The sequence below is a fragment of the Pontibacter brevis genome (assembly GCF_054779655.1).
This window is the reverse complement of sequence record NZ_BAAGXV010000006.1, coordinates 104,406-129,547: the sequence shown is the minus strand read 5'-3', so window position 1 is coordinate 129,547 and position 25,142 is coordinate 104,406. Positions and strand designations below refer to the sequence as shown.

The window sequence follows — 25,142 nt, the reverse complement described above, 5'->3', positions numbered from 1 at the left end:
CCGTCAGGTTTATCAGGTCCCCGTCGGGGTCCGTGGCCGAGACCACCCCCCGCAGCAGCGTGCCCGCCACCACGCACGTGTCCTTCGGCTCCAGGACAGGAGGGCGGTTAGGCGTCTCCCGCACCAGAATCTGCATGTCGCGCACCACCTCGCCCAGCTTCACGGCCCCGCCGTTGGGCGACACCCGCCACTCCTCCACCACGAAGGCCACGTTGTACTCACCCTTGCGGCAGGGGGCGTCCCAGGTCATCTGCCCCGTCAAAGGGTCCAGCGAAAAAGTGGCCGGGCCCGAGCCATCGGAGGTAGTGCAATTGAAGATGAGGTGGGGCAGGTTATAGCCCGGAACTGGCGAGATGTTACCGTTCACGTCCTCGTACCGCGGCACCAGGAGCTTGAAGGAAAGGCTGTCGCCGTCGGCATCGTAGGCACCGGGGTTGTGGACGTAACGCCTGCCCACCGCCGCTATGTCTATCGGATCCACGGTCAGAACAGGCGTACTGTTAAAGCCCCGCAGGGCGTTGATGTTGATGACTGTTTCGATAAAAAACGAGCGCTGATCAGAGGGTGGCGCCATGTTCAGGATACCGAGGTTTCGGTTTACCCCCACCCAGGATACCCGGAAGGTACCATCAGAAGGGAAGGTGTACTCCCACATGTAAACTTCTCTGTCCGTCTCGTTTCCAATATTCACCACTGAGTCGCGTGGCACTTCCAGAATCACGCCGCCGCCCATGTTCATGTACACGATCGGGTCTTCAGCGGAGGAAGCCTGATCGGTGAATATATTCATTCTGAAAAAAAACCTTCTTGGGTTAGGGTTGGGCGTGGTGTCTCGTACTGCTGTGATATCTCCTGCCCGGATATGCGTAGCCTGTGCTTCTGTAAAACATCCCCACAACAACATCAACATGAAGAACAGACTGCCGCGCAGCAAATACCTTAAGCGTAAACTGTTTGGCATACAATTTTAGGTTTGGCGGTAAGTATAGGTGTAAATATAGGTAATAATATAAACTCCGTTTTTTCGCTTTTATTATTAACAAAAGGACAGAAAGTGGGTTATTAGCCTATAGCCTTTTGTGGTACGCGTAACAATTTAGATTGATTCAAAATATGAAGCTAAAATTGGTTTATATAGGGCCCGCTATTACCTTTGATAATTAAAAACCCTTATTTACTTAACCTATAACAAACACAAATGAGTTGGTTTACTAAAACGTTTTCCAGTACAATGGGGCGCAAAATCGTGATGTCGGTTACGGGCCTTTTTCTGTGTTCTTTCCTGGTAGTACACCTTATTGGTAACCTTCAGCTCTTTAATGATGACGGAGGTGCAGCCTTTAACCTCTACTCATATTTTATGGCCAACAACATTATTATCCGTATTATGGAATTAGTGCTGGTGGCCGGCTTCCTCTTCCATATTTACGATGCTATTGTGCTGACCCGCAGGAACAAGGCAGCCCGACCTATTGAATATGCAGAGCAACGCCCGCAGGAGAACAGCACCTGGTCTTCCCGCAACATGGGTCTGTTAGGCACCGTGATATTGGTTTTCCTGATCATCCACCTTTGGAACTTCTTTGTTCCTGCCCGCTTCGGTGGCCTGGAAGGCGTTGTGATTGAGGGAGCAGAGTATGAGAACCTTTACATAAGAGTGGTGGAGTCTTTCCAGATCTGGTGGTATGTGGCTATCTACGTACTGGCCATGGTTGCACTGGCTTACCACCTGATTCATGGTTTCCAGAGTGCTTTCCAGACACTGGGCTTAGACCATAAAAAGTATACTCCTTTCATTCAGACTTTTGGTTATGCCTTTTCTGTTATAGTATGCCTTGGCTTTGCCATCATTCCACTATACTTCTTCTTTGTATACTAACCTGTCTTTAATTTCGCTATGATATTAGATTCTAAAATCCCGGAAGGCCCGATAGCTGAGAAGTGGGATAAGCATAAATTCAATGTAAAGCTGGTAAACCCAGCCAACAAACGTAAATACGATATTATTGTAGTAGGTACCGGTTTAGCTGGTGCTTCTGCCGCCGCCACACTGGGTGAGCTTGGCTATAATGTAAAAGCTTTCTGCTTTCAGGACTCACCTCGCCGTGCACACTCCATCGCCGCGCAGGGTGGTATCAACGCCGCTAAAAACTATCAGAACGACGGGGACTCTATCTTCCGCCTTTTCTACGATACGGTAAAAGGTGGTGACTATCGCTCACGCGAAGCAAACGTTTACCGCCTGGCGCAGGTGTCTGTTAACATCATTGACCAGTGCGTAGCCCAGGGTGTTCCTTTTGCCCGTGACTACGGCGGGCTGCTTGCCAACCGTTCGTTTGGTGGTGCGCAGGTATCCCGTACGTTCTATGCCCGTGGCCAAACCGGACAGCAGCTGTTACTGGGTGCTTACTCTGCCCTTAACCGCCAGGTGGCTTATGGCAAGGTAAAGGTGTTCCCTCGCACAGAGATGCTGGACTTGGTAATGGTTGACGGAAAAGCGCGTGGTATTGTAGTGCGTAACCTGATAACAGGTAAAATCGAGTCGCACAGTGCACATGCCGTAATTCTGGCAACAGGTGGCTACGGTAACGTATTCTTCCTTTCTACCAACGCCATGGGCTCAAACGCCACAGCGGCATGGAGAGCTTACAAGAAAGGTGCCTTGTTCGCGAACCCTTGCTTTACGCAGATTCACCCGACCTGTATCCCGGTATCCGGTGAGTACCAGTCTAAGCTAACGCTGATGTCTGAGTCACTCCGTAACGACGGACGTGTGTGGGTACCTAAGACGGTAGAGATTGCGCAGCGACTAAGAAAAGGTGAAATCACAGTAAATGATATTGCCGAGGCGGATCGTGATTACTACCTGGAGCGCAAGTATCCTGCTTTTGGTAACCTCGTACCCCGCGACGTGGCTTCCCGTAATGCAAAACTGGTTTGCGACGAAGGGCGCGGTGTTGGTGCATCAGGCCTTGCCGTTTACCTTGACTTTGCAGATGCCATCAAGCGTGAAGGTCAGGCGGCCATTGCGGCGAAATATGGTAACCTGTTCGAGATGTATGCCAAGATCACGGACGAGAACCCGTACGAAAGGCCAATGCGTATTTACCCGGCAGTTCACTACACCATGGGTGGCCTGTGGGTAGATTACAACCTCATGACAACTATTCCAGGGTTATATGCCGCCGGTGAGTGTAACTTCTCTGACCATGGCGCTAACCGACTGGGAGCTTCTGCGCTGATGCAGGGCCTGGCTGACGGTTACTTCGTAATCCCTTACACTATCGGCGATTACCTGGCAAAGATGCCTTATGATAAAGTGCCGACAGACCACCCGGCTTTCAAAGAAGCAGAGCAAGCTGTTATTGCCAAAAACAACCAGTTACTCTCTATCCAAGGTACCCGCACGGTAGATGCTTTCCATAAAGAGCTTGGCCTAATCATGTGGAACCACTGCGGTATGGCCCGTAACGAAGAGGGCTTGAAATTAGCCAAGCAGGAAATCCGCAAACTGCGCGATGAGTTCTGGCGTGATGTGAAAGTAACCGGCGTAGGCGAAGAGCTGAACCAGACTTTAGAGCGCGCAAACCGTGTGGCTGACTTTTTCGAGCTTGCTGAACTGATGGTAGACGATGCCCAGAACAGGAAGGAGTCGTGCGGCGGCCACTTCCGTGAGGAGTCTCAGACACCGGAAAATGAAGCCCTGCGTGATGATGAGAACTACGCTTATGTAGCAGCCTGGGAGTTTACGGGTGTAGGCAACGACCCGATACTCCACAAAGAGGATCTGCAATTTGAGAATGTGAAACTCACGCAGCGTAGCTATAAATAATAAATCAAAAATTAGAAATTATGAATTAGAGATGAATGTTGAGTATGTAGTACTCCTTTAACTAATTCGTAATTCAAAATTCGTAATTTAAGATAAGATGGCTGGAAGTAATCCAAATGCTAAACCAATGAACCTGACGTTAAAGGTTTGGCGCCAAAAAAATAGAGACACAGCAGGTCAGCTGGTAACATACCCTGTAAAAAACGTATCCCCGGACATGTCTTTTTTAGAGATGCTGGATGTGTTGAACGAGGACCTGGAGGTGCGCGGCGAAGAGCCTATCGCTTTCGACCATGACTGCCGTGAGGGTATCTGCGGTATGTGCAGCCTGTTCATCAACGGCCGTGCTCATGGCCCGGAGCGTGGCACCACAACCTGCCAGTTGCACATGCGCCACTTTGCAGACGGCGACACCATTACCATTGAGCCATGGAGAGCAGCTGCTTTCCCGGTTCACAAGGACTTAGTGGTAGACCGTTCCGCTTTCGACCGTATTCAGCAGGCGGGTGGGTATATCTCTGTGAATACAGGAGGTGTACCTGATGCCAACGAGATTCCGATCCCAAAAACAATTGCAGATAAAGCATTTGACGCAGCTACCTGTATCCAGTGTGGTGCCTGTGTGGCCGCTTGTAAGAATGCTTCTGCTATGTTGTTTGTGAGCGCTAAGGTGTCACAACTGGCGCTGCTACCGCAGGGTAAGGCAGAGCGTAAAACACGTGTGGAAAACATGGTGGCTCAGATGGACATAGAAGGCTTTGGTGCCTGCACCAACACAGGTGCCTGTGCTGCCGAGTGCCCGGTTGGTATCTCTTTAGAGAACATCAACAAACTCAGAAGAGAGTTTATTGTTGCAAAAGCAACATCAGAGAACGTAGCGTAAGCAAATCTCAACTATAAAAAAAGGCGGGACAGCTACTGTTTCCGCCTTTTTTATTTACGTCGCCCCTGGCTTTTATAGGTGGTAAGTACGTCCTCAGAAGTAAAACATCCTCTCCTATAACTTATGATAATGAAAACTGTTAAAGGAGATAAAAGAAACATTACAGTATGATTACACTCATATCAGGTACTAACAGACCTGCCTCCAGATCAAGAGCTATCGCTGACTTATATGCCTCTAAATTAGAAGCACGAGGCGAAGCCAATCATATCATCGATCTGGCCGACCTACCCGCTGATTTCATTGTTTCTGCCATGTATAAGAACTCAGGCAAAAACGAGGCCTTCAACAACATCACCAAAGTCATTGAATCGTCTGACAAATTTGTTTTCATAGTTCCGGAGTATAACTCATCTTTTCCTGGTGTACTCAAGGCATTCATTGATGCGCTAAGTTATCCCTGCCCATTCAAGGATAAGAAAGGGGCACTGATTGGCCTATCATCCGGTATGCAGGGCAGCGGCCTTGCCCTTAGCCATCTCACAGATATACTGCATTACCTGGGCATGCACATTATGGCCATGAAACTGAAGTTTGCCCACATCGAGAAAAACTTTGACGGCAAAATTATCACCAGCGACCTATACAAGGAGCTGATGGAAGAGCATATTGAACAGCTTACCCGGTTCTAACGGAACGGCCCCTGCTGTTTCTGACAGGTATATAAACAGAAAGCCCCTGAATGAGCTCATGCAGGGGCTTTCTGTTTATACTAATCTTCTTATTTAGTCCACATTTTTAGTCCACGTTGTCGTGAAGAAAACGGTTGTCGCCTAAAATCTCGTTATCGTCGTTCAGGTTGAAGCGAGAGATATTGCGCTCAGAAGAATGAGACACTCTGTCTAAAGCTACATTACGGCGCAGGTACGCAGGCACATCCAGTTTTTCCTTGATAGCCTCTGAAGTAATTTCTGAACTCAGCATACGCAGGCGCTCACGGCGCTCTTCTGCACGGCGCTGCATCAGTTCACGCTCTTCCGCTAAACGGGCTTCGCGTTCACGTGCTAACCGGTTTTCCTCCTCACGGGCACTGTAAGCGTTGCTGTTACTGTTCTGCACATTGCCATCTAATTCAAACACTATCGGCTGCGGCCGTACTGGCTGCGGCTCCGGGCGTTGCATTGGCTGCTGCTCATAAGATGGTGGCGCAACAGGTGGCGGTGTTTGCTGTATTGGCGGCTGCTGTGGTGTAACTACCGGAGCAGGTGCTACGGGGCGTGACACGAAAGCGGCTACCTCTGGTGCAGGCTCTGGTCTTGCTGGCTCCGCTACTTCAATTTTTTTTTGGCTCTCTAAGTCAAAAAAAGTTTTTTTTGGCTCAATAATGCTCTCTGCGTCACTGGCAAAACCAGTGGCGATTACCGTTACACGAATGCTCTGGCCAAGAGAAGAATCAATGCCGTGGCCGAAGATAACCTCCGCTTCCTGGCCTGCCTTGTCCTGAATGTATTCTGTAATTTCAGTCAGTTCATCCATTTCCAGTTCCGCCTGCTCGCCAGACATAATTGAAAGCAGGATTTTCTGTGCACCATGGATGTCAGTGTTGTTCAGCAACGGAGAAGAAAGAGCTTCTTCAGCAGCACGCAGGGCACGGCCCTCGCCCTCTGTTATTGCAGAACCCATCACTGCAGCACCAGAGTCTTTCATTACTGTCTTAACGTCTTCAAAGTCAACGTTTACTTCAGCAGTAACCGTGATGATTTCAGCGATAGATTTAGCCGCAGTTGTTAACACATTATCTGCTTTCGCAAAAGCCTCCCGGATGGTCAGGTTACCGAACATCTCGCGCAGCTTGTCGTTTAGGATTACGAGGATTGTATCGCAGTTCTCGCTCAGTTCCTTGATACCATTCTCAGCAGCTGTCTTCTTCTTTTTACCCTCAAAAACGAAAGGAGCAGTTACGATACCTACGGTCAGGATGCCAAGTTCTTTGGCTACTTTCGCAATAACCGGGGCAGCACCTGTTCCGGTACCACCGCCCATACCAGCCGTGATAAACACCATCTTGGTATCGTTGCTTAGCATCTCGCGTATTTCTTCCTTGCTCTCCAGCGCAGCATGTTTTCCTTTTTCAGGGTTAGCACCGGCACCAAGGCCTTCCGTCAGGTTCTGACCAATCGCAAGCTTGTTTGGAACACTGCTGCTTTTTAAAGCCTGCGCGTCTGTGTTACAGATGATGAACTCTACATCTTTTATACCCTGGCCGTACATATGGTTCACAGCATTGCTACCGCCGCCCCCGACGCCAATTACTTTTATGATAGACTTACTGCTGGCTGGCAAGTCAAACGTATACATTGAAGTCATGCTAATTTCTCCTGCTCTAAAATGGGTTAATAACTTTGTTTGTTGTCGATGTCGTCTGATAAGAAGCCCTTCAGCTTTTGCAGAAGGCCACCTCCACTGTTACTGCTGCCAGATGTGCTCTTCGGCTCTGGCTGCTTCTGATACACAGGCTCATTTACAGCTGTGTAATGATCTACTCGCTGGTCAAGCGGCTGGTAGCCGGCAAGCACCAATCCGACACTCGTCGCATACATCGGGCTCTTCACAGCGTCTATCTTAGACCTGCCCAGATGCTCGTTCGGGTATCCGATACGTGTATCCATGCCCGTGATGTACTCTACCAACTGCACCAGATTCTGCAACTGGGATCCCCCTCCCGTCACTACAATGCCCCCCGCCAGGCTATTCGCATAACCTGAGCGCACTATTTCAGCATATACTAACTCTACAATCTCTTCCATCCTTGCCTCGATAATATAAGCAAGGTTTTTAAGCGAGATTTCCTTTGGCGTACGGTCCCGCAAACCTGGGATGGAAACAATCTCGTTCTCGGAAGCCTCATCGGCAATAGCTCTTCCAAACTTCACCTTCAGCTGTTCTGCCTGGTTTTGCATGACCATGCAGCCCTGCTTGATATCAGACGTAATGATATTCCCTCCGAAAGGTAAAACTGCCGTGTGGCGGATTATATTGTCCTTGAAAATCGCTACATCAGTAGTGCCGCCGCCAACATCCACCAGCGCCACACCTGCTTCCTTCTCCTCTTCACTCAGCACAGACATGCTGGATGCCAGTGGCTCCAGGATTAACTGGTCGACTTCGAGGCCAGCGCGTGACACGCACTTGTTGATGTTATTGATGGCATTCGATTGCGCTGTAATAATATGGAAGTTGCCCTCCAGGCGCACACCAGACATTCCTACCGGATCGACAATACCTTCTTCATAATCCACCTTATACTCCTGAGGCATCACATGAATGATCTCGCTACCCGGGGGAGTTACCAGGCGGTACATGTCGTTCGTAAGGCGATTGACATCCTCCACCGTGATTTCATGGTCGGTCACCTGCCGCGTGATACTGCCATTGTGAAGCAGGCTCTTGATATGCTGCCCTGCAATGCCCACGTTCACTACACCTATGTTGATACCCGACTGTTCCTCGGCCTGACGAATCGCTTTGCGGATGGCTTCCACTGTTTTGTCGATATTGCTTACTATGCCTCGTACTACCCCTTCAGAGGTAGCCTTTCCCATTCCTAATATCTCCAGCTTGCCAAACTCATTTTTACGACCTACAAGTGCGCAAACTTTGGTTGTGCCAATATCCAAGCCTACTACTATTTTGTCGTTCTGCATATCTTTTTTCTGTTATTCACAAATTATCTGGTCTTCATACTCAATGTTAACTCTCTTGTATTTCTCCCACCCCATTACAGGTAGAATCTCTTTATAGAAGATCATTAACTTTTTAAATTTTTGCTCTACCCGCACCGGCTTACCAAACTCAATGGTGTGCTCGCCTACCTGCGGCAGGAAAGAGACTTCCCCTCTGCCGTCTATGTGCATCTGGGCAATCTGGGCCTTCCAAAACTGGTCGTTCTCAATGAACTGCAGCAGGGAAAGGTAAGAATGGCCTATGGAGTCCTTAAAGAATCCTTTGTCAGATGACTTAATAAGTGCTGACTTGGTTATTGGTATTACACGAGCGGTGTATCTGTCGGACAGAGGAAGGATGTTACCCTCTGCATCTATGTAGACATCTTGTTGATCTGTTCGTATAATTCTAGCAATAGGCCTTGTTTGTTTTACTTGTACATGCACGTTTCCATCTAAGCCCCTGAATACTTCCGCATCCTTCACAAACTTGTTTGCTTCAATGCGATTTTCGAGGTTCTTCAGGTCGATGTCCTGGTTATAAAGGCCCTCAAGTTTCCGCTCCCCCTCACGGGTTAGCAGGTCCCGAACTTCCTTATCCCCAATAAAGTAATTATTGTACTCATTATCAATATTTATTGACACTTTCTCACAGACTTTTTCATTTTGCCGTGAAGAAGCAAATCCTGCCAAAGCGCCGATAGAGACAATGCTACAACCTGCAAAAATTAAAGATTTTATTTTACTATTCAAGCCCATCTCAGTTATTTTCTAAAAAATTTCTTAATGGCTTTACTAGTGTGTCAATGTCGCCTGCTCCAACGGTGGCCAAAACGTCAAAATTACTGTTTTTGGACAGTTTTTCCACTACTTTTTCTTTTGAAACCAAGGCTTTTACCGGACAGGTTACCTGCTCCAGAATGATGTCAGAAGTCACCCCTTCAATCGGTTTTTCGCGTGCCGGGTAGATATCCAACAGAATGAGCTCATCCGCCTTACTTAAGCTCTCTGCAAACTCGTCTGCGAAGTCCCTTGTACGCGAAAAAAGGTGCGGCTGAAATATCACTAAAATTCTCTCGTTTGGATAAAGCGCACGCAGCGAAGTCATGAACGCATCTATCTCTTTTGGGTGGTGCGCGTAGTCGTCGATGTATACCTTGCCCTTGCTTTCGTACACAAATTCAAAGCGCCGCTTCACACCGGTGTAGGCTGCTACCCCACCTCTTATTTCGTCCTCCGGCACCTGCAAAACCTGCGCTGCCAAAGTAGCTGCCAGCGTGTTTTCCACGTTGTGAAAGCCCGGCACGCCTAAGCTCAGATTTTGGACATTCCCGAAGGGACTCACCATATCATATTCAAACCAACGCCCGTTGATCTGAAGGTTTTCTACATGTGCTGCTCCACTGTTCAAACTGTACCTGATTACCTGCACGCCTTCCTGCACTTTTTCCGTCAGCCGTGGGTCCGTATTCTCATGCAGGAACAGGAAGCCGCCGGGCTTTACCTGGCTAATGAACTTCTGAAAAGTACGTATCAGTTCCTCCCTGTCGCCATAAATATCCAAATGGTCTGGGTCTGCGGAAGTTACAATTGCAATTTCCGGAAACAGCGTCAGAAACGACCGGTCGTACTCGTCGGCTTCCACTACTACTACCTCTTTCTCAGCGGCACCTTTCCCAATGAGCAGGTTCGAGTTGAGGTTCGTGGCGATACCGCCTAAAAAGGCGGAACAGTCTACACCGGCATGGTGCAGCAGTTGCGTGACGATAGAAGACGTTGTCGTTTTTCCGTGTGTTCCGGCCACTGCGATGGTATAAGCCGAGGCCGTGATAATACCCAGCACCTCCGACCGCTTTTTGATGGTGTAACCCTGCTCCTTCAGGTAAGCCCACTCCGTGTGCTCTGCCGGAATAGCTGGTGTTAATACCACCAACGTCTCTTCTTTATGCTGCAAAACCTCCTGCGGCAGCAGGTTTACATCATCCTCATAGTGCACCACAATGCCCTCCTGCTCCAGTGCCTCGGTTAAGGTGGTGCGGGTTTTATCGTATCCCCACACCGGAAAACCTTTAGCCTTGAACCAGCGGGCAATGGCGCTCATCCCGATGCCGCCGATGCCTAAGAAGTAGATGTATGTATAGTCTTCCAGTTTCACTTGATCAACCCGATTAACTCGTTCACAATATCAGCCGCCGCGTTCGGGCGGGCCATTTTCAGGATGTTCGTGCGCAGGCGTTTCTGCTCCTGCTCGTCCTGTGCCAGTTTCAATGCAGCCGGCACTAGTTTTTCAGCTGCCTCCGTATCACGCACCAGTATGGCTGCGTTTTGCTGCACCAGTGCCATGGCATTTTTTGTCTGGTGGTCTTCCGCCACATTTGGCGAAGGCACTAGGATGGCAGGTTTCCCCGCCAGGCACAATTCTGATATAGACAGTGCCCCGGCCCTTGAAATCACAATATCAGCCGCGGCATAAGCCAGGTCCATGCGCTTGATAAAATCAAAAGCCCGCACATCCTGCGCCTTATATTTTTCCTCCAGCGCCTGCGCTTCTGCATAATACCCTTTGCCGGTTTGCCAGATTAACTGGTAACCTGCCTGCAGTATTTGCTCCAGCCCAGCCGCTATGCTGTGGTTTATGGTTCTGGCACCCAAGCTTCCACCAATCACCAATATTGTTTTCTTTTCTCCTATCAGGCCGAAATGCTGCAGCGCCTCCTGCCGTTTCAGCTGGCTGTTCATGATGTCGCTGCGCACCGGGTTTCCGGTCAGCACCAGCTTCTCAGCCGGGAAAAAAGCTTCCATATTCGTATAGGCCACACATACTTTATCCACCCGCTTCGCCAATAATTTGTTGGTGATGCCTGCGTAAGAGTTCTGCTCCTGTATAAGCGCCGGCACCTTACGTGCCGTAGCGGCATACAATAAAGGTCCGCTGGCATAGCCTCCCACACCCACCACGGCATCCGGCTTGAAATCCCGGATAATCTTATGGGCGGCACGCACACTGGAAAGCACCTTGAACGGAAACGACAAATTGTCGAGTGTCAGGCGGCGCTGTATTCCGCTTATCCAAAGGCCCACAATCTTATAGCCAGCCTCAGGAACACGCGTCATCTCCATCCGGCCCTTCGCCCCCACAAATAGGATCTCCGCTTCAGGGTTTACCTCCCGAAGTTGGTTTGCGATAGCCACCGCCGGATAAATATGCCCGCCGGTGCCGCCACCGCTGATAATGATGCGATATGGTCTGTTAGACTCAGGCATTTACTGGTACATTAACAGGTGCATTTACAGTCGACGTTGCCATAGCTGCGCGCTCCAGCTCGCCTTCGTTACGACTCACACTTAAAATAATTCCGATGGAAATACCGGTAAAAATCAGGGAAGTGCCTCCCATACTCAGCAGTGGCAACGGCAAGCCCGTTATCGGGCCAAGCCCTACGGCTACTGCCATATTCACCATGCCCTGTAACACCAGGCTGAAACTCAGCCCGGCAGACAACAGGCCACCGAAGGCTCCGTTGCTTTTGCTTACTGTGACGAGTCCCCGGTAGAGGAGCGCCAGGTACAGAAACAGCACTGCCACGCCTCCTATCAAACCATATTCTTCCAGAATAATGGAGTAAATAAAGTCAGAGTAAGGGTGTGGGAGAATATCGCGCTGATCGCTGTTTCCGGGCCCTTTACCTACCACACCACCTGTGGCTATGGCAATGTAAGACTGCTCCAGCTGGAAAGGCACCTCGTTCGGGTCCATGAAATCCTGCACCCGGCTAATGGCCGTATCCATACGCTGACCAACGGCCAGACCGATTCCCCCTACTACTATTCCTGCCGCTACTACCATTGCCAGGTATTTCATGGGCACTCTGCCAATAAACATCAACAGCATACAGGTACCAAAAAGCAGAACAGCAGTAGACGTGTTTGTCATGGCAATAAGTGCGCAGATAGCCACTGTCCAGCCGAAAATCGGCAGCAAAGTTCCTTTTACATCATGCAGCACCTGTTGTCTTTTCGAAAGCATGCTGGCCAAGTAAGATATCAGGGCCAGTTTTGCTAAGTCGGAAGGCTGAAACGTCTGGTTGATAACCGGAATCGTAATCCAGCGGGACGCTTCGTTTATGTTGGAACCGTAGAAATAAGTGATGATTAGCAGAGGGGCTGAAAGTAACAGCGCCAGCAGGGAAAGTTTAGAGTAATAGCGGTAATTGATTTTATGGGCTGCCCACATAAAGAACAGACCAACTATTATCAGGAAAGAATGCTTGAAGAGGAAATATTCTGTGTTTCCCTCCATCTTTTTGTAAGCAAGCGTACCCGTTGCAGAATATACCACAGCCACACTGATCAGTGAGAACACGATCACAATACCCCACAGCACGGCATCCCCCTTCAGGTTATTCTGTAACCACTCCTTTTTCATAAACCTTTGGCTTTGGTTATGCTTTTTTACCTCTATTTCTTCAGCACTATCTTCTCTACAGCTTCTTTAAATCGCTGTCCACGGTGTTCATAATTTTTAAACAAGTCGAAACTGGCACAGGCTGGCGACAACAGCACCACATCTCCAGGCTCTGCCAGTGAGCGGCTTAGCCGCACGGCATATTCAATGGATGTTGTCTCTGCGACTATCGGCACTACTCTTCCGAATGCCTCCTGCAGTTTCTTGTTGTCTTTGCCCAGGCACACCAGCACTTTTACTTTCTCACGTGCCAGCTCTACCAGTGTGCTGTAGTCGTTGCCTTTGTCTACACCACCTGCTATCCAGATGATGGGCTGCTTTATACCTTCCAACGCATACCAGACTGCCTCTACATTCGTGGCTTTGGAATCGTTGATATAGGTGACCTCTTTGGCGACTCCTACCGGCTGCAGGCGGTGCTCCGCATTCTGGAAAGTTTCCAGCGCCTGCTCTATGGTTTCGTCCGGCACCTGTATCAGCTTGGCCGCTGCCACGGCAGCCATGGTATTGTACTGGTTGTGTTTGCCAATCAGGCTGGATTTAGAAGTGTCTATTCCCCCCTTATAAAACTCAACCTCCACTTTTATATTTTCACCTTCCTGGAATACTTTGCCATGGCCGGCTCCTTCTAGTGTGAAGGGCACCGCAGTCCCTGCGAACGTCGCTTTACTAAGAGCCTGTGCAATATTCTCGTCGTCGGCATTGTACACAAAAAAGTCGCCTTCCGTCATGTTCTGCGCTATTCTTAGCTTGGAGGCCGCATACTTATCCATGCTGTACTCATAGCGGTCCAGGTGATCCGGCGTAATGTTGGTTAGCACCGCGATATGCGCCTTGAACTGGTACATGTTGTCGAGCTGAAAACTGCTCAGCTCCAGCACGTAGTAATCGTGCTTGTTCTCGATTACCTTTTCTGCCAGGCTCTCCCCGATATTACCCGCCATCCCCACATTCAAGCCTGCATTTTTCAGCAGGTGATAAGTGAGCAGTGTGGTGGTTGTTTTGCCGTTGGTTCCGGTAATGCAAATAAACTTGGCATCGGTGTACCTTCCGGCAAATTCAATTTCCGAGATTACCGGTATCTCTCTTTTGGTTGCTTCTTGTATAATTGCAGCTTTATCAGGAATGCCAGGACTTTTAATGATTTCATTTGCATTGAGTATTTGGTCTAAAGTATGTGTTCCTTCTTCAAAAGGGATAGCAGCTGTTGCCAGCTTTGCCTTATACTTTTCTTTTATCTCCCCCATATCCGACACAAACACCTCCAGGCCCTTTGCCTTTGCCAGCAAAGCAGCCCCTACACCACTCTCTCCTGCTCCAAGTATTGCTACCCTCATTTTTTGTTGTTCGTTACTCGTTGTTGGTTGCCCCTATCTTAACTTTAAAGTTGCCAAAGTCAGGATGGCCAGCATAATACCTACTATCCAGAAGCGGCCCACAATCTTAGATTCGTGGTAGCCTGATTTCTGGTAATGGTGGTGAAGCGGCGACATCTTAAAGATGCGGCGGCCCTCCCCGTACTTTTTGCGCGTATACTTAAAATAGCTCACCTGCAGCATCACCGACAGGTTCTCTACCAGAAAGATGCCGCACAGGATCGGAATCAACAGCTCTTTGCGCACAATCAGCGCCAATACCGCGATGATACCGCCGATAGCCAGACTGCCTGTATCGCCCATGAATACCTGCGCCGGGTAAGTGTTGTACCATAAAAAGCCCACGCAGGCTCCCACAAAGGCGAGACAGAAAATAGCCAGCTCACCAGAGTTCGGGATGTACATAATATCCAGGTAATCGGCAAAAATGGTGTTACCCGACACGTAGGTAAAGATTGCCAGTGTCATACCGATAATAGCTGACGTACCGGCTGCCAGACCGTCGATTCCGTCCGTAATGTTCGCACCGTTCGATACGGCTGTGATAATCAGGATAACGAACGGAATGTACAGGTAACAGGACCAATCCTGGAACAGCGGACCGGCAAAAGAGAACAGGTTGCAGTAATCCAGCTCGTTGTTTTTGCGGAACGGAATGGTGGTGATCATCTTATGCACATCCGTATACTTGCTGCTCGCGTTCACCGCCGAAATAGTACCGTCGCTGAAGAGGTATTGCCTTACCACCACGTCATCGTTAAAGTAAAGCGTCAGCCCCACGATCAAGCCAAGGCCAACCTGCCCCAGTATCTTAAAGCGCCCGGCCAGCCCTTCTTTGTTCTTTTTGAAAATCTTAATGTAGTCATCCAGAAAACCGATGAGGCCAAGCCACACAGTAGACACCAGCATCAGGAGGACGTAAATATTATCGAGGCGCGCAAACAGCAGTGTGGGCACCAGAATAGCCAGCAGGATGATGAGACCGCCCATGGTTGGCGTTCCTTTTTTCTCCATTTGCCCCTCAAGCCCCAGATCGCGGATGCTCTCCCCTACCTGCTTGCGCTGGAGTATTTTTATCAGTTTACCGCCAAAGATCATTGCAATCAGCAACGAAACCAGTGTCGCCATACCTGCCCTGAATGAGATGTATTGAAATACACCCGCTCCGAAAAAATCGAATTCACGGTCAAGATATGTAAAGAGGTAGTATAGCATTTAATGTAATCTGTTTCCTTTGGCTGTAATCCTTGTAATCTTTTGTTTGGGCTTATTTCCCTAATTGCTGAAACATCTCGCGCAGCACCTGCTTGTCATCGAAATCGTGTTTCACGCCTTTTACCTCCTGGTATGTCTCGTGGCCTTTGCCAGCCACCAGGATGATATCATTTGGCTCGGCCAGCATACAGGCTGTTTTAATGGCTTCCCTTCTATCCAGCACCGACAGTGTCTTCTTGTAATCAAGTGGCTTTACACCTTTCTGCATATCCTCCAGAATGGCCTGCGGCTCCTCAAAGCGCGGGTTATCAGAAGTAAGAATAACCTTATCACTGAAGCGGCAGGCAATGTCTGCCATCACGGGCCGTTTGGCAGCATCGCGGTTTCCGCCGCAGCCAACCAGCGTGATCACCTTCTGGTTCGGGTTCCGGATCTGTTGAATCGTGTTCAGCACGTTTTCCAGCGCATCCGGCGTGTGGGCGTAATCCACAATGCCTGTTATCTGCCCATCCGACACGATATAGTCGAAGCGGCCGGCGGCTGAACTTAAACTTGACAGCACAGTGAGTGTCTCCATCTCATCCTCCTCCAGCAGCACGGCCACTCCATATGCCCCCAGCAGGTTGTAAGCATTAAAGGCACCAATCAGCTTGCACCAGATTTCATGGCCATTTACCTCGAGGTGCAACCCCTGAATGGTGTTATCGATGATGCGCCCCTTGAAGTCCACAGCCTTGCGCAGTGCAAAAAAATGCACATCAGCTTTTGTGTTCTGCACCATCACTGCCCCCCGCTTATCGTCGGCATTTGCAAGCGCAAAGGCTCCTTTCGGCAGCATATCGAAGAAAGACTTCTTCGCCTTGATGTACTCGTCAAACGTGCCGTGATAATCCAGGTGGTCGTGCGTGATATTGGTGAAAACACCACCTGCAAACGTTAATCCTGCCACGCGCTGCTGCACCATGGCATGCGAACTCACCTCCATAAAACAATGCGTGCAGCCTGCATTTACCATCTGCGCCAGCAGTTCATTCAGCTTCACTGCATCTGGTGTGGTATGTGTGGCCGGAATCACCTCCTCATCTATCTGATTCTGCACCGTAGAAAGCAAGCCAACATGGTAGCCCAGCTCCCGGAACAGCTTGTGCAGCAGCGTCACGGAAGTGGTTTTTCCGTTGGTGCCGGTTACTCCCACCAGCTTCAGCTTTTTAGAAGGGTAGTCATAGAAAGCAGAGGCCAGTAGCCCCAGTGCTTCTTTGGAGTCCTTCACCACCACATAAGTTATACCCTGCTGTACCTGCGCCGGCAATGCTTCGCAGACAATGGCAGCCGCACCCGACGCTTCAGCTTTCGCAATGAAGTCGTGGCCATCGGTCTGCACACCGCGCACAGCCACAAATACCACATGCTCCCGCACCTGGCGTGAGTCGAACGTAATACCTGCCACCGACACATCCAGTGAGCCTTTTGTGTCGAGAACTTTTACATCTTTCAGTATGGTTTGCAGCAACTGCATTAGCTAAGCGTAATCGTTATGGTTTTATCTTTATCTATTTCAGTGCCTGGTGCCATCGACTGTTTCTGCACCCGCTTTCCTGCTCCCTCCACCTTCACTTCCAGGTGCTGGTTACCCAGGATAAACAGCGCGTCACGCAGTGTCATGCCGGTTACGTCCGGCACCTGCCCCTGCAGCACCGGATTTGCCTTAAAGTTGAGCGAGCGTTGCTGTGGCTCCACTTTCACCCATTCCTCATCCACGCCGGTGGCATGGTTGCTGATGCCCATTTTGTTCAGGATAACCGACAGGTCGTCGAAGCTGCCAGCTGGCACAAGCGGCAGGCTATCTTTGTTTGGTATGACACGGGCATGCATTGGTTTGTGCATGGCCAGGTCGCGGGCATATGCCTTATCTGCCAGTTCTTTAAAAACAGGCGCTGCCACATCACCACCGTATACGTTCACTCCTCTTGGGCTATCAATGATCACAATGCAGGAGTACTTCGGATTGTCAGCCGGGAAGTAACCTGCAAAGGAGGTGGAGTACTCCCGCACATACTTACCATTTTTCACCTTGCGGGCCGTACCGGTTTTACCCGCTATCTTATAGTCGGCGCTCCGGATGTTGGTGGCAGTACCGTGCTCCACCACGCCCTCCAGCATGGCTTTTAGTTTTTTCAGTGTTTCATCTGAACAAACCTTCTCATTCAATACACGGGTGTTGAACGACTGAATCACGTTGTCTGCCTTCCGAATTTCCTTTACAATAATCGGCTGTATCTTTACCCCATTGTTCGCTACGGCATTATAAAGCGCCAATGTTTGCAGCGGCGACAGTTTCAGCTCATACCCAATGGCCATAGAGGTAAGCGTGGTACCGTACCAGTTCTTGTCCTGCGGGTTCTTCATATAAGGGCGAGCCTCGCCGTCCATCTGGAAGCCCAGTGTGCTGCTCAAACCGAACTTATGCAGGTAGTCGACATAAGCACGGTTGTCCTTGCCGAAGTGTTCCATCATTAGTTTGGCCACCCCAATGTTTGAAGACTTCTCAAATACCTGCTGTACCGTCAGTTTACCATACCCGTTTATTTTGGCATCGGTCATAATGGTGTTCTTTATCCGGAAGCGGCCATCACCAGTATCTATCGTATCCGTCAGGCTGACGTGTGGAGCATACTCAAAAAGGGCCATCATAGAAGCCAGCTTGAACGTTGAGCCTGGCTCTGTTCGCCCCTGATTACCAACAGCATAGTTATAATCTTCAATGTAACCACCTGTTGTTTTACCAAGGTTGGCGATTGCCTTAATCTCCCCCGTCTTCACCTCCATCATGATCACACAGCCATATTCTGCCTTCGTCCTCTCGAGGGCTTTATACAATGCGTTCTCGGCCACGTCCTGCAGGTTGATGTCAATGGTGGTTTTGATGTCGTAACCGTGCTGCGGCTTTACGTCGGTTCCGTCGTAAATAGGCTTACTGCCCCCGGCTATCCGCTCGAAGAGTGCCTCTCCGTCTGTGCCTGACAGGTTGCTGTTGAAGCTATACTCCAGGCCGGCACCATATTTATCTTCATTTATAAAGCCGATGGTTCTGTCAGCCAGTATACCGAAAGGCTTAAAGCGTTTTTCTACTTTCTCGAAAATCACACCGCCCCTGCCTTTTCCTTCCCGGAAGATTGGCCAGCGTGCCATCATTTTCTTTTCCTGATAATTTATCTGCCGGCTGTTTAAACGGATATAACGCCGGTCAGAATGACGGGCGTTCTTCATTTTCCGGCGGTAATGATCCGCAGACTTATCTCCGTAAAATCTAGACAGCAGCAAGGCCAGCGAGTCAACCCCGCTGTTAAACACTTCAGCTTTCGCCACAGTCGGATCGAAAGCTACGCGGTAAAAAGGCAGTGAAGTTGCCAGGATGCTGCCATTGTCGGAGAAGATGTTTCCACGCGTGGCCGCCACCGGCTTATAGTAGATGCGGCGCTCCTTTGAGATGCTCTTCCACTTCTGCCCATCCATAAACTGGATCTGCACGATTTTGTAAACTATCGCACACGCGAAAAGGCAGATAGCCAGAAAAGCTACCCGCACCCTAACGAGTATGGATTTCTTAATATTCATCCGCAGGCACTATTACTTGAAAAGGTGGAGATGAACTTTCTATCAGGCCAAGGGGCGCCACATTGCGTGCCACCTCCGATTGTTTACTGGCCTCCATATACTCAGACTTGAGCGTAGTAAAGTCTGCACGAAGATCTTCCGTCTCTACTTTAACTCTGTCGATCTTGCGGATGGTTTTCTCGGCGAAGTGCGTGTTGCCGATATAAAAAAGGGTAATGCCCGTTAGGAACAGGACGTGCGGCATAAACTTAAGCGGCACACCATGCTCAAACAAGGCATCTACGTTGGCATATTTATCAAGCAGCGCAAACAAGCTGAAGCCTCTGCCCTTTTTTGGCTTCGGTTCCTCAGTCTCTGGCTTCACACGCACCAGGTTCCCCTTTGTTGCGTCTGCTTGCTTTGTTAGTACATTTGAAGCCATAATTGTTGTTTCCTTTAGCTAATACTCTGCATTACTTCTGTCCGCTTTCCTCTCTCTTCTCTGCCACTCTTAGCTTGGCGCTCCTGGAGCGGCTGTTCTCCAGCAACTCCTGCTCTGTTGGCGTAACCGGCTTCCGGTACACCGCCTCCAGCGGCTTTATCTCGTTTCCGAACAGATCTTTCTCCACCTCTCCAAAAAACTTCCCTTTCGCAATGTAATTCTTCACCAGCCTGTCTTCGAGCGAGTGATACGAAATCACTACCAGTCGACCTCCGGGCTTCAGCAACTCAACTGCCTGCTCCAGCATTTCCTCCAGCGCCTTCATCTCGTCGTTCACTTCGATGCGGAGCGCCTGGAACACCTGCGCCAGGTACTTGTTCTCTTTCCCTTTCGGAGTGCAGGAGCTGATAGCCTTCTTAAAATCACTTATCGTCTGCAGCGGCATCCTGTTCCGTTTTTCCACCACAGTGCGCGCCAGCGTCTTCGCATTTTTTACTTCTCCGTAAATCCCGAAGATGCGGTGCAACTGCTCCTCCGGGTACGTCTCCAGCACCTCCTGCGCCGTGATCCCCGCCTCAGCGTTCATCCGCATGTCCAGCGGCCCGTCGAAACGGGTAGAGAAGCCGCGCTCCGGCACATCAAACTGATGCGATGAAACACCTAAATCGGCCAGAATACCGTCTACTTCCTTTACCCTGTAAAGCCGCAGGTACTTTTTCAAATCGCGGAAATTGGCGCGCACAAACTGAAAGGTAGTGCTGTCCAGCTTCTTCGACTGCTCTTCTGCGTCCCTGTCCTGGTCAAACCCATACAGCTTACCGGTTGTAAGCTCTCTTGCTATTCTGCCGGAATGGCCACCACCTCCAAAGGTCACGTCTACATAAACGCCGTCCGGCTTAATGGCCAGGGCCTCTACAGACTCCTCTAACATGACAGGGCGGTGGTACTCCATTCTTTAAATCAGCGGCTCTTCAGCCGGTTTATCACCCAAAAACTTCTGGGCAAGCTGTGAGAAATTCTGTTGATCCTTAATCAGGAAGTCTTCATACTGGTCCGGGTTCCATATCTCCACACGGTTCCCAAGCCCCACCACAATAGCCTCCTTCTCAAGTGCGGCAAACCGGGCCATCGTCTTCGGCACAATAAAACGCCCTGTGCCATCCAACTCAATTTCCGTGTTGCCCCGGAAGAAGTTTCGCTGAAAATGACGGTACTCTTCGTTGAACTCGTTGAGCCCGGCCACTTTATCGTAAATCACCTTCCACTCCGCCTTCGGATACAGCACCAGACATGGCTCAAACCCTCGCATAAGCACAACATGATTGCCCGACTCCTCCGGCAGGTTGGCTTTTATCTTTGCAGGTAAAACCAATCTTCCCTTGGGGTCAATCTTGCACTCATATTCGCCAGAGAGAAAGTTCATAGGCACAGAGGTCTCGACTGTATAGATTTCGGACTATACAAATGTAGCGAATCAGCAAAACTCCGCAACCACATTCTACCACTTTTTACCACTTTGTGGATAAATTATGGTTATCCACCCCACTTATCCACATTATCCACATTTCCACGTCTATATTTTGGGCATAAGTTTTTTTGCACCATTAAAACGGTTTGTTTATAATACGAGGCTCTATAACATAAACTCCTTTAAAACAGTTTTTTAACCCAAACATAGGAAACAACTAATTTTAGCAGATGCGATACTTCGCCAAAAGTGGGGGAAAGTGGCAGATGTGGGACAAATGTGTATATTTGCAGTGTGAAAACGATGCTTCGTCATACTGTTCTGCTGTTGCTGGCCCTCTGCGTTATGCTGGGGTCTGTGGGCATTGCCCTGAGCGAGCAACTGTGCCTGATGACGGGGTTGAAGAAGGTGGAAGCACTGGCACATGCCGACAGTTGCTGCGGGGATGAACAGCCTGCCACTGAGGAAGATGGCTGCTGCACAGAGGAGGTGTCTTTTGCCAAGCTCGAGACGGTTTCCTCGCAGAAAACCATGGCTATTGCGGTACCAGTTTTCTTTTATTCGGAGGTAAAGCCGGTTTATACCTCCTGGCTTAGCAGCCTGCCCACCGACCAGCGCCTCCTCACCTACTCTGATTCCTCACCTCCACTTTATGGGCGGCAGCTCCTGCACCGCTTCCGGTTACTGCTAATTTGATTCAGGACTACAATTGCTGAAGTGGGAGCTTTTCCCACTTTGCCGTGATTGCTATGTTCTTTATTCAAATTATCTAGATACATGTTACAGCGTAAAAAGCGCAACCCGCTACAACTCATTGCAGCTCTCGCTGCCATACTTATTTTTTCCTTATCTGCCAGTGCCCAAGAGCTAAGAGGCAAAGTGATAGATAGTGCCAATTCTACCATTCCCCTGATTGGGGCTAATGTGGTGTGGAAAGGCACCAGCATCGGCACGTCTACCAATGCCACAGGCAGTTTCACGCTTCAGAAACAGGATGCCATAAGCCAGGAAATTATCGTGACCTACATCGGCTATGAGCCTGATACGGTTCAGGTAGCTGGCAAAGACTTTGTCACTGTTTCCCTTGCCGCCTCCGGCTCTTTAAAAGAAGTGGTGGTAGAAGGACAACAAGCCCGTTACTCGTCCCTCACACCTACGAATTCGCAGCTTATCACCACCCGTGACCTGGAGAAGTCGGCCTGCTGCAACCTGGCAGAAAGCTTCGAGACCAATGCCTCTGTAGAGGTATCTACTACGGATGCCGTATCCGGGGCGAAGCAGATTCAGATGCTGGGCCTCGATGGCTCCTACACCCTGCTCACGACAGACAATATCCCAGCCTTGCGGGGGCTTGCCACGCCATACCGCCTCAACTACCTCTCCGGCACCTATATTGAGTCTATTGACATCATCAAGGGCACAGGCTCTGTGCTGAACGGCTATGAATCCATATCCGGGCAGGTGAACGTGATGCTGAAAGACCCGGCAAAGACCGAGCGGCTTTTTGTGAACCTGTATGGCAACAGCCTCGCACGCTTCGACGCCAACGTAAACCTGGCCACAGATGTCAGCGATAAGTGGAGCACCCTCCTGATGCTGCACACCGACCACCTGGGCAACCGCGTAGACCGCAACAAGGACGGTTTTATGGACCTCTCGTTGGGCACGCAGTACAACGTGTACAACAAGTGGAAGTATGAGCACAAGGATGTGGTGTCGGAGTTTGGCATTGGTGCCCTGCGCGAGACCAGGATAGGGGGCCAGATGGAATACGATGAGGACACTCCTCAGGAGCAGCAGCCTTATTATGGCACAAAGTCAGAAACAGACAGGCTAACAGCCTACAACAAATCCTCCTACACCTTTCCTGGTAGGCCTTACCAGAGCATTGGCGCCATCACCTCCCTCACACACCATAAGTTTGACGCCCAATATGGCCTGCGCAACTATGACGGGGAGCAGAATAGCGGCTCTGCCAGGCTAATCTTCCAGTCCATCATCGGCCACACCGGTCACACTTACAAGGCGGGCCTCAGCTACAACTATGACAGCTACACCGAAACCTTAACCGACAGCACCTTCGGCCGCGTAGAGCATGTGCCAGGTGCTTTTCTGGAGTATGTGTACAACAATTTCAACAACCTGACAATTGTGGCTGGCTCCCGTGTAGACTTCCACAACTTGTATGGCACCATTTTCACACCAAGGCTGAACGTGAAATTTGATGCCACCAAGAACACCATCTTCAGACTGGCAGCTGGTAAGGGATTCAGGGTGGCCAATCCAATTGCTGAGAATACAGCTGTGCTCGTCAGCTCCCGTGCAGTTGACGTCAGAGAGGCGTTAAAGCCGGAGGAAGCCTGGAACGTAGGTGGTTCCTTTACCCACTACTTTGAGTTAGGCGGCAGACCAGGCACTTTTGTAACAGACTACTACTACACAACCTTTACCAACCAGGTGGTGGCCGATATGTATACTGACCCCAAACGGGCCCTCTTCTACAACCTGAGCGGGCGCTCTTTCTCTAAGAGCTTTCAGGCGGAATTGCAGTACGAGGCGCTGAAGGGCTTAGACGTGAAGGCCGCCTACAAGTATTTTGATGTAAGGACGACTTACAGTGGCCAGTTAGTGCAGAAACCAATGATACCACAGCACCGGTTTTTCATAAACATGGGCTTTGCCACACCATTCGACAAATGGCGCGCAGACCTGACCACACAATACTTTGGGCTGATGCCGTTGGCTGCAATTGAAGGAAACAGCACCTCCATGAACATGCGGGAATCGGACAGGTTCTTCACCACGAATACGCAGGTAACAAGGGCCTTCAAGCGTTGGGAAGTTTATGTGGGCGGGGAAAACCTCCTGAATTACCGACAGCCAAACGCTATAGTTGGTGCCAGTGATCCGTTTGGCTCAAATTTTGATGCCAGCATGGTATGGGGACCTGTTACAGGACGCGTGGTTTACACCGGCCTGCGCTTTAAACTCAATTAAGAAAGAAGAAACAAAAGCTAAAAAATATACTTAACTATAACCTCCAATGAACATGACAAAAGTAAAAATGCTACTCTTTTCAATGCTGGTAACCCTTATGAGCATGAGTGCAAATGCACAAACAAAGCCGAAGAACCAGGAGACCGTAACCATCAAGACATCTGCTGTATGCGACATGTGCAAGAAAACACTTGTGAAGGCAATGGCTTATGAAAAAGGCGTGAAGTCGTCGTCTTTGGACGTGGACTCCAAAATACTGACTGTTGTGTTTGACAGCCGCAAAACAAATATTGACAATGTACGCAAAGCTGTAACAGAGACAGGCTATGATGCCGATGACAAGCCAGCCCAGGAGCGTGCCTACAACAGGCTGGATGACTGCTGCAAAAAAGGTGCACATCAATAAACAACAAAACCATAAACAGAAAAGGGACCGCTAGTGCGGTCCCTTTTCTGTTTATGGTTACTAGACTCTGCTAATATTGCCTAGAAAGTAAATCCTACATGAAGGCCTACGGCTAGCACCGGGGTTCCCTTGGTGTAGTAAAGATATTCTACCCTGCCCCCTGCCACACCATTGCGCAGAATACCAAAGTCATTCTCTATAAAGCCGGTAACGCCGACATCTGCCGTCCTGATGTGCACGACAGAACCATCCACTGTACCAAAATCTTCGGGGTCTGTATTTATTTCAGAACGGTGCCGTGCTGTAGCCCCAACACCCAGGCGGAAAACAACTGTTTCGTTCTGCAGCAAATCATAACTGGTCTCAAAACCACCCATGTAGTGGGAGGTTTTGATTGTATAAATCTTACTGCTTTCATCATAACGCGAGCCAGTCAGCACACCTAAATTTATGCCTAAACCAAAACGCTTTCCGAGGTAGTGCTGCAACCGGTTACTAAACATGATTCCCTGGCTATCAAAGTCAGAAAGCCACACATAGCTAACACTTCCTCTTAAGGAACTGGGGTCTTTGCCAGCAAAGGCACCCTGCGCGGTAGCGGAATGAGAGAGTAAACCAGAAACGATAAACGCCAAAAGTAAGACAGCTCTTGAGATATTTTTTTTCATGCCAAAGAAGTATAGGTTTAGGCGAAGCCGAACACGGTAGAGTAAAATCCCTTACGTTACGTCGCTTTGGCACA

21 protein-coding genes and 1 pseudogene are annotated in these 25,142 nt (G+C 49.6%); 7 read left to right on the top strand and 15 right to left on the bottom strand.

Annotated elements, in window-relative coordinates; all coding sequences use genetic code 11:
• Positions 1 to 790, bottom strand: a pseudogene (locus tag ACYVB1_RS01350) (gliding motility-associated C-terminal domain-containing protein); the annotation flags it as partial.
• Positions 791 to 1,198: 408 nt separating this feature from the next.
• On the opposite strand from ACYVB1_RS01350, the gene ACYVB1_RS01345 reads away from it, so the two are divergent.
• The 4 genes from ACYVB1_RS01345 to ACYVB1_RS01330 all read left to right on the top strand — a co-directional run bounded on the left by ACYVB1_RS01345 (position 1,199) and on the right by ACYVB1_RS01330 (position 5,407).
• The gene (locus ACYVB1_RS01345) at positions 1,199 to 1,879 is read left to right on the top strand and encodes a succinate dehydrogenase cytochrome b subunit (RefSeq protein ID WP_460919704.1); all 681 of its coding nucleotides are present in this window, start codon (positions 1,199 to 1,201) and stop codon (positions 1,877 to 1,879) included.
• Between the two features lie 18 nt (positions 1,880 to 1,897).
• Positions 1,898 to 3,832, top strand: a complete 1,935-nt coding sequence (locus ACYVB1_RS01340) for a fumarate reductase/succinate dehydrogenase flavoprotein subunit (protein ID WP_460919702.1) — start codon at positions 1,898 to 1,900, stop codon at positions 3,830 to 3,832.
• A gap of 127 nt (positions 3,833 to 3,959) precedes the next feature.
• Positions 3,960 to 4,715, top strand: a complete 756-nt coding sequence (locus tag ACYVB1_RS01335; RefSeq protein ID WP_460919700.1) for a succinate dehydrogenase/fumarate reductase iron-sulfur subunit — start codon at positions 3,960 to 3,962, stop codon at positions 4,713 to 4,715.
• A 167-nt stretch (positions 4,716 to 4,882) separates the two neighbouring features.
• The gene (locus ACYVB1_RS01330) at positions 4,883 to 5,407 is read left to right on the top strand and encodes an NADPH-dependent FMN reductase (protein WP_460919698.1); all 525 of its coding nucleotides are present in this window, start codon (positions 4,883 to 4,885) and stop codon (positions 5,405 to 5,407) included.
• A 106-nt stretch (positions 5,408 to 5,513) separates the two neighbouring features.
• Here the strand turns inward: ACYVB1_RS01330 and ftsZ are convergent, their stop codons facing one another.
• The 13 genes from ftsZ to mraZ form a co-directional block, all read right to left on the bottom strand.
• On the bottom strand, positions 5,514 to 7,082 hold the full coding sequence (gene ftsZ / locus ACYVB1_RS01325; RefSeq protein WP_460919696.1) for a cell division protein FtsZ: 1,569 nt from the start codon (positions 7,080 to 7,082) through the stop codon (positions 5,514 to 5,516).
• A gap of 26 nt (positions 7,083 to 7,108) precedes the next feature.
• On the bottom strand, positions 7,109 to 8,419 hold the full coding sequence (gene ftsA, locus ACYVB1_RS01320; RefSeq protein ID WP_460919694.1) for a cell division protein FtsA: 1,311 nt from the start codon (positions 8,417 to 8,419) through the stop codon (positions 7,109 to 7,111).
• Positions 8,420 to 8,431: 12 nt separating this feature from the next.
• The gene (locus tag ACYVB1_RS01315; protein WP_460919692.1) at positions 8,432 to 9,082 is read right to left on the bottom strand and encodes a cell division protein FtsQ/DivIB; all 651 of its coding nucleotides are present in this window, start codon (positions 9,080 to 9,082) and stop codon (positions 8,432 to 8,434) included.
• Between the two features lie 115 nt (positions 9,083 to 9,197).
• Positions 9,198 to 10,592, bottom strand: coding sequence for a UDP-N-acetylmuramate--L-alanine ligase (gene murC / locus ACYVB1_RS01310; protein ID WP_460919690.1), 1,395 nt, complete (start codon positions 10,590 to 10,592; stop codon positions 9,198 to 9,200).
• Complete coding sequence (gene murG, locus ACYVB1_RS01305) at positions 10,589 to 11,701, bottom strand: undecaprenyldiphospho-muramoylpentapeptide beta-N-acetylglucosaminyltransferase (protein WP_460919688.1); 1,113 nt, start codon at positions 11,699 to 11,701, stop codon at positions 10,589 to 10,591. Before murG ends, murC begins: the two co-directional genes overlap by 4 nt.
• Positions 11,694 to 12,863 carry an FtsW/RodA/SpoVE family cell cycle protein gene (locus tag ACYVB1_RS01300; RefSeq protein WP_460919686.1) on the bottom strand — a complete coding sequence of 390 codons (1,170 nt, stop codon included), beginning with the start codon at positions 12,861 to 12,863 and terminating at the stop codon, positions 11,694 to 11,696. The genes murG and ACYVB1_RS01300 overlap by 8 nt, the downstream gene beginning before the upstream one ends.
• A 32-nt stretch (positions 12,864 to 12,895) precedes the next feature.
• Entirely contained in the window at positions 12,896 to 14,239 is a 1,344-nt protein-coding gene (gene murD, locus ACYVB1_RS01295) for a UDP-N-acetylmuramoyl-L-alanine--D-glutamate ligase (RefSeq protein WP_460919684.1), read from the bottom strand.
• Positions 14,240 to 14,272: 33 nt separating this feature from the next.
• The gene (gene mraY / locus ACYVB1_RS01290) at positions 14,273 to 15,493 is read right to left on the bottom strand and encodes a phospho-N-acetylmuramoyl-pentapeptide-transferase (RefSeq protein ID WP_460919682.1); all 1,221 of its coding nucleotides are present in this window, start codon (positions 15,491 to 15,493) and stop codon (positions 14,273 to 14,275) included.
• A 52-nt stretch (positions 15,494 to 15,545) separates the two neighbouring features.
• On the bottom strand, positions 15,546 to 17,009 hold the full coding sequence (locus ACYVB1_RS01285) for a UDP-N-acetylmuramoyl-L-alanyl-D-glutamate--2,6-diaminopimelate ligase (protein ID WP_460919680.1): 1,464 nt from the start codon (positions 17,007 to 17,009) through the stop codon (positions 15,546 to 15,548).
• Entirely contained in the window at positions 17,009 to 19,108 is a 2,100-nt protein-coding gene (locus tag ACYVB1_RS01280) for a penicillin-binding protein (RefSeq protein ID WP_460919678.1), read from the bottom strand. The genes ACYVB1_RS01285 and ACYVB1_RS01280 overlap by 1 nt, the downstream gene beginning before the upstream one ends.
• On the bottom strand, positions 19,098 to 19,529 hold the full coding sequence (locus ACYVB1_RS01275; protein ID WP_460919676.1) for an FtsL-like putative cell division protein: 432 nt from the start codon (positions 19,527 to 19,529) through the stop codon (positions 19,098 to 19,100). The genes ACYVB1_RS01280 and ACYVB1_RS01275 overlap by 11 nt, the downstream gene beginning before the upstream one ends.
• 31 nt (positions 19,530 to 19,560) lie before the next feature.
• Positions 19,561 to 20,481 carry a 16S rRNA (cytosine(1402)-N(4))-methyltransferase RsmH gene (rsmH, locus tag ACYVB1_RS01270; RefSeq protein WP_460919674.1) on the bottom strand — a complete coding sequence of 307 codons (921 nt, stop codon included), beginning with the start codon at positions 20,479 to 20,481 and terminating at the stop codon, positions 19,561 to 19,563.
• Between the two features lie 3 nt (positions 20,482 to 20,484).
• Positions 20,485 to 20,952: a division/cell wall cluster transcriptional repressor MraZ gene (mraZ, locus tag ACYVB1_RS01265; RefSeq protein WP_115564850.1), complete on the bottom strand. Its 468-nt coding sequence runs from the start codon at positions 20,950 to 20,952 to the stop codon at positions 20,485 to 20,487.
• 348 nt (positions 20,953 to 21,300) lie between these two features.
• Here mraZ and ACYVB1_RS01260 point away from each other — a divergent pair, with 348 nt between their 5' ends.
• From ACYVB1_RS01260 to ACYVB1_RS01250, 3 genes are all read left to right on the top strand, one after another.
• Positions 21,301 to 21,693 (top strand): HYC_CC_PP family protein, encoded by a 393-nt coding sequence (locus ACYVB1_RS01260; RefSeq protein WP_460919671.1) that lies wholly within the window; start codon positions 21,301 to 21,303, stop codon positions 21,691 to 21,693.
• 81 nt (positions 21,694 to 21,774) lie between these two features.
• Positions 21,775 to 23,994, top strand: coding sequence for a TonB-dependent receptor (locus ACYVB1_RS01255; RefSeq protein WP_460919669.1), 2,220 nt, complete (start codon positions 21,775 to 21,777; stop codon positions 23,992 to 23,994).
• Positions 23,995 to 24,046: 52 nt separating this feature from the next.
• Positions 24,047 to 24,400 (top strand): heavy-metal-associated domain-containing protein, encoded by a 354-nt coding sequence (locus ACYVB1_RS01250; RefSeq protein WP_460919667.1) that lies wholly within the window; start codon positions 24,047 to 24,049, stop codon positions 24,398 to 24,400.
• Positions 24,401 to 24,480: 80 nt separating this feature from the next.
• On the opposite strand, the gene ACYVB1_RS01245 is transcribed toward ACYVB1_RS01250, so the two are convergent.
• Positions 24,481 to 25,068: a hypothetical protein gene (locus ACYVB1_RS01245; protein ID WP_460919665.1), complete on the bottom strand. Its 588-nt coding sequence runs from the start codon at positions 25,066 to 25,068 to the stop codon at positions 24,481 to 24,483.
• Positions 25,069 to 25,142 lie beyond the last annotated feature (74 nt).

Excerpts from the sequence above, each read along its gene's own strand:
- ACYVB1_RS01345 (WP_460919704.1), top strand. The coding sequence starts at position 1,199 with ATGAGTTGGTTTACTAAAACGTTTTCCAGTACAATGGGGCGCAAAATC.
- ACYVB1_RS01330 (WP_460919698.1), top strand. The coding sequence starts at position 4,883 with ATGATTACACTCATATCAGGTACTAACAGACCTGCCTCCAGATCAAGA.
- ACYVB1_RS01260 (WP_460919671.1), top strand. The coding sequence starts at position 21,301 with ATGCTTCGTCATACTGTTCTGCTGTTGCTGGCCCTCTGCGTTATGCTG.
- ACYVB1_RS01250 (WP_460919667.1), top strand. The coding sequence starts at position 24,047 with ATGACAAAAGTAAAAATGCTACTCTTTTCAATGCTGGTAACCCTTATG.
- ACYVB1_RS01275 (WP_460919676.1), bottom strand. The coding sequence starts at position 19,529 with ATGGCTTCAAATGTACTAACAAAGCAAGCAGACGCAACAAAGGGGAAC.
- ACYVB1_RS01300 (WP_460919686.1), bottom strand. The coding sequence starts at position 12,863 with ATGAAAAAGGAGTGGTTACAGAATAACCTGAAGGGGGATGCCGTGCTG.
- murG (WP_460919688.1), bottom strand. The coding sequence starts at position 11,701 with ATGCCTGAGTCTAACAGACCATATCGCATCATTATCAGCGGTGGCGGC.
- mraZ (WP_115564850.1), bottom strand. The coding sequence starts at position 20,952 with ATGAACTTTCTCTCTGGCGAATATGAGTGCAAGATTGACCCCAAGGGA.
- ACYVB1_RS01255 (WP_460919669.1), top strand. The coding sequence starts at position 21,775 with ATGTTACAGCGTAAAAAGCGCAACCCGCTACAACTCATTGCAGCTCTC.
- ACYVB1_RS01335 (WP_460919700.1), top strand. The coding sequence starts at position 3,960 with ATGAACCTGACGTTAAAGGTTTGGCGCCAAAAAAATAGAGACACAGCA.
- rsmH (WP_460919674.1), bottom strand. The coding sequence starts at position 20,481 with ATGGAGTACCACCGCCCTGTCATGTTAGAGGAGTCTGTAGAGGCCCTG.
- ACYVB1_RS01280 (WP_460919678.1), bottom strand. The coding sequence starts at position 19,108 with ATGAATATTAAGAAATCCATACTCGTTAGGGTGCGGGTAGCTTTTCTG.
- ACYVB1_RS01245 (WP_460919665.1), bottom strand. The coding sequence starts at position 25,068 with ATGAAAAAAAATATCTCAAGAGCTGTCTTACTTTTGGCGTTTATCGTT.
- ACYVB1_RS01340 (WP_460919702.1), top strand. The coding sequence starts at position 1,898 with ATGATATTAGATTCTAAAATCCCGGAAGGCCCGATAGCTGAGAAGTGG.
- ftsA (WP_460919694.1), bottom strand. The coding sequence starts at position 8,419 with ATGCAGAACGACAAAATAGTAGTAGGCTTGGATATTGGCACAACCAAA.
- mraY (WP_460919682.1), bottom strand. The coding sequence starts at position 15,493 with ATGCTATACTACCTCTTTACATATCTTGACCGTGAATTCGATTTTTTC.
- ACYVB1_RS01285 (WP_460919680.1), bottom strand. The coding sequence starts at position 17,009 with ATGCAGTTGCTGCAAACCATACTGAAAGATGTAAAAGTTCTCGACACA.
- ftsZ (WP_460919696.1), bottom strand. The coding sequence starts at position 7,082 with ATGACTTCAATGTATACGTTTGACTTGCCAGCCAGCAGTAAGTCTATC.
- murD (WP_460919684.1), bottom strand. The coding sequence starts at position 14,239 with ATGAGGGTAGCAATACTTGGAGCAGGAGAGAGTGGTGTAGGGGCTGCT.